Here is a 3,941-nt window from a genome sequence, read left to right as displayed (position 1 = left end):
AACTGATCGGCATTACCGCCTAACCACCGTGTTCTACATGAATGACGAATGGTCTGAGGAAGACGCAGGGGAGCTCGTGGTTTACGATCTAAAAGACAACCACATTGCGACCATTCCACCAAAGTCAGGCCGCTTATTTGTGTTCTTGTCTGAACAGTTCCCACACGAGGTACTGCCGACAAACACAGAGCGATTCAGTATCGCGGGTTGGTTTCGCATTAACGGCGTGAAAGACAACCAATTAGACATCGCGCACTAAAACTGTATCCACATCGAACCTTATTCTTAGCCTCTCCATCGAGAGGCTTTTTTGGTCAGAAAAACGTCTTAAAAGCTAAATACATCAAACATCAAAACCATCAATAACTTTTCTCTTAAATAAAATCGAAATGAATCTTTCACATCAGTGAAACGGTTTAGCCACGTAAGTGAAATATACCCTGTTCAAGATAGCTTCAAACGATACCCCTACCGTCTCGTTAATACTCAAATTCAATACCTCTATATCGATTTCATCCAAAAGGAAAAGAAGATGAATAAGCTAATTTTGGCAGGCGTTCTTTCTGCGACAGCAGCAATGCCGGCGTTCGCAACGACTCAAGTAACTTGGTGGCACGCAATGGGCGGCCAACTTGGAGAAACCGTCAATAAGATTGCGACTGACTTTAATGCGTCACAAGATGATTACAAGATCACGCCAATCTATAAAGGTTCATACACAGAGACCTTAACAGCGGGTATCGCAGCATATCGAGCAGGCGAAGCTCCTAATATTCTACAAGTCTTCGATGCCGGTGCTGCAACCATCATGAACGCTAAAGGTGTCGCGAAACCGGTACAGGATATTCTGGTTGAATCGGGCTACAACTTTAATTCGAATGATTACCTAGCGGGCGTTCGTAACTTCTATGCCGACAACCAAGGCAAGATGGTTGGTATGCCTTTCAACAGTTCGACGCCAGTTCTTTACTACAACAAAGACCTTCTCGCAGAAGTGGGAGCCGACGCGCCTAAGACTTATGAAGAGTTAGAAGTGGTGGCCAAGAAGTTGAAAGCAGAAGGCCACATTGCGTTTTCTCAATCTCTAACGCCATGGATCATGTTCGAGAACTTCAAGTCTCGCCATAACCTGCCAGTCTCTGACCAGAACAACGGCTACGACGGCCTATCCACTAAAATCATGTTCAACACCAAAGACATGATGATGCACGTTAGCAAGATGAAAGAGTGGTCAGATCTAGGTTACTACAAGTATTACGGCAGCGATTGGGATGCGAACCAAACGCCTTTCGAGCGCCAAGAAGTAGCAATGTGGATGGGCTCTTCAGGTTCATTCGGTGGTTTACGTAACCGTGTACCTTTCGAGTTAGGCACAACTTACCTTCCATACTGGAAATCAGTTAACCCAGATGCTGGTTTAACCTTCATTGGTGGTGCCGCTCTGTTTGCACTCAATGGCCATGACCAGAAACAGGACAAAGGGGTTGCAGCGTTCTTTGATTACCTGACAAAGCCTGAAACTCAAGTGTACTGGCACAAAACAACAGGCTATGTACCTGTAACAACTGCTGCCTATGAACTAGCGAAAGAATCCGGCTACTACACAGAGCAGCCAGACGCCGAAGTGGGCGTTAAGCAACTAAGCCTCAAATCGGGCAAGTGGACTAAAGGCTACCGCCTAGGTTATTACCCGCAGATCCGTGAAGTGATGCACCGTGAGTTCGATAACATCTTCGCTGACCGATCTAGCGTCGAGAGCAGCCTAGATAAGGTCGAAGATGAGAGCAGCAAACTACTAAAGCGCTTCGCTCGAACGATGAACTAGATCGATTAGTTACTAGATCGGTTAATAACTAGATCGATTAATGAAACGAAACTGTTCACAAGCTTAAGGCTTAGCGAATCAGAGCCGTTCATCACTCCTCACGACTTGTCACTGCGTCGCTAAAAACGCTATGGCAAGACGTGAGGAGACTCTTCTCTAGCGCCATTTCTTGCTCCAACAACGATAACTCAACGGGATGCATGCCTGATACAGCGCTAGTGGTAACAGCCGCTCATAGTGGCCACTGTAATTATTTTTAGGGATTACCCTGTGGAACGACGTCAACAATTCTTTCACTCTCCGCTGCCTTACCTATTTTTGGCACCTCAGATACTCATCATTGCGGTTTTCTTTATCTACCCAGCAGCAAAGGCGGTTTACCTTTCATTTATGCTGGAAGACCCTTGGGGCACCTCATCTATATTCGTCTGGTTTGAGAATTACCAAATGCTATTCGAATCGAGCGAGTACCTGAACTCGATTGGCTTTACTTTGATGTTCGCAATTGTGGTCTCTTTCTTATCACTTGCCTTGGCTCTGCTGCTTGCCGTGAAAGCCGACAACATCATTCACGGACAAGGCGCTTACAAGGTCACTCTCACTTGGGTTTATGCGGTTGCCCCTGCGATTGCAGGTGTTATTGGTGCTTTCTTGTTTAACCCGCACATTGGCGTGTTCACAGAAATCTTTGCTGTTGTGGGTTGGGATTTTAGCTTCCAAACCGATCCCGTGGATGCCACGTTTGCTCTGATTTTGGTTTCCGTGTGGAAACAGGTTTCGGTGAATTTCATCTACTTCCTAGCGGGACTCCAATCGATCTCTTACGCCGTAAAAGAAGCGGCGATGCTGGATTGTGTCAGCGACTCAAAACGTTTCTGGACCATTACCTTCCCACTGCTCGCCCCGACTGGCTTCTTTCTACTGGTCATCAACCTCACCTACTCATTCTTTGAAACCTTTGGCGTGATAGACACCATGACCAATGGTGGCCCAGGTGGCGGTACAACTTCATTAGTGTACAAGGTGTATCGAGATGGTTTTGTTGGCGCAGATTTAGGCGGCAGTTCCGCCCAGTCTGTTGTGTTGTTACTACTGGTACTCACTCTCACATTTATCCAGTTTCGCGTTGTAGAAAAGCGCGTCCATTACTAGCCCCTCCCCGCTAGGATTTAACGCGACAGGAGTTATTTATGAAAAGTAATAAGGTCTCAGACCACCTAATTTTAATTGCAGGGATGCTGTTTATGTTGGTCCCTATCTGGCTAATCTTCGCTAGTTCTACGCATAACCCAAACACCATTGTCAGCGAAGGTCTGCAATGGCTACCGGGCGATAACTTTACGGCCATTTATAGCGAAGCTTGGAACAAAAGCATGGGCTTTAGTGGCGAAGTCACCGCCAGTAAAATGATCACCAACTCGATGATCATGGGGCTAGGTTTTGCGATCGGTAAGATCATCATTTCGATGATGGCCGCGTTTGCTTTGGTCTACTTTAGACTCCCTTACGCCACGGCGTGGTTTTGGCTGATCTTCGTGACGCTGTTACTGCCATTAGAGGTTCGTATTATCCCTTCCTATGAAGTTGTCGCTGGGCTTGGTCTTCTTAATAGCTATACAGGGTTGATTCTGCCTTTGATCGCATCAGCCACCGCGACCTTCTTTTTCAGGCAATTCTTCAAAACCATCCCCGATGAATTGTTAGAAGCAGCTCAACTAGATAATGCAGGCCCATTTCGATTCTTTGTCGATATCTTGCTGCCTCTTTCTAAAACCATGATCGCCGCGATCTTCATCATCATGTTTGTGGTGGGTTGGAACCAATACCTGTGGCCAATCATGATGACTACCGACGAAGGCTACAACACCATCGTGATGGGCATCAAACAAGTACTCAATAATATCAATGAAACCAGTTTACCGCGCTATGACTATGCTTTCGCCATGGTGATTTTAGCCATGTTGCCACCCGTACTAGTGGTGGTTGTATTTCAGCGTTGGTTTGTAAAAGGGCTAGTAGAAAGTGAAAAATAATAACGACACAACTCAAATGAACAATAACCGCATTCAATCACTCGATGAGTATAAGACGACTCACCTTGATCCGCACCAGCAGT

General features: G+C 46.2%; 4 protein-coding genes. All 4 read left to right on the top strand.

Annotated features, from left to right (window positions below):
- A partial coding sequence (locus AB4589_RS25455) for a 2OG-Fe(II) oxygenase (protein ID WP_372101962.1) occupies positions 1-259 on the top strand: 259 nt, incomplete at its 5' end.
- 273 nt (positions 260-532) lie between these two features.
- Positions 533-1,825 (top strand): extracellular solute-binding protein, encoded by a 1,293-nt coding sequence (locus AB4589_RS25450; RefSeq protein WP_372101961.1) that lies wholly within the window; start codon positions 533-535, stop codon positions 1,823-1,825.
- 270 nt (positions 1,826-2,095) lie between these two features.
- Complete coding sequence (locus tag AB4589_RS25445; protein WP_009846305.1) at positions 2,096-2,977, top strand: ABC transporter permease subunit; 882 nt, start codon at positions 2,096-2,098, stop codon at positions 2,975-2,977.
- A 38-nt stretch (positions 2,978-3,015) separates the two neighbouring features.
- Positions 3,016-3,858 (top strand): sn-glycerol-3-phosphate ABC transporter permease UgpE, encoded by an 843-nt coding sequence (ugpE, locus tag AB4589_RS25440; protein WP_009846304.1) that lies wholly within the window; start codon positions 3,016-3,018, stop codon positions 3,856-3,858.
- The last annotated feature ends 83 nt before the right edge of the window (positions 3,859-3,941 follow it).

It is taken from the genome of Vibrio sp. 10N.222.49.A3 (assembly GCF_041475145.1).
Classification (GTDB): Bacteria; Pseudomonadota; Gammaproteobacteria; order Enterobacterales; family Vibrionaceae; genus Vibrio; species Vibrio tasmaniensis_A.
This window is presented reverse-complemented; position numbering and strand designations above follow the sequence as displayed.

Bases quoted from the DNA above. Each gene is read 5' to 3' on its own strand.
- AB4589_RS25450 (WP_372101961.1), top strand. From the start codon at position 533: ATGAATAAGCTAATTTTGGCAGGCGTTCTTTCTGCGACAGCAGCAATG.
- ugpE (WP_009846304.1), top strand. From the start codon at position 3,016: ATGAAAAGTAATAAGGTCTCAGACCACCTAATTTTAATTGCAGGGATG.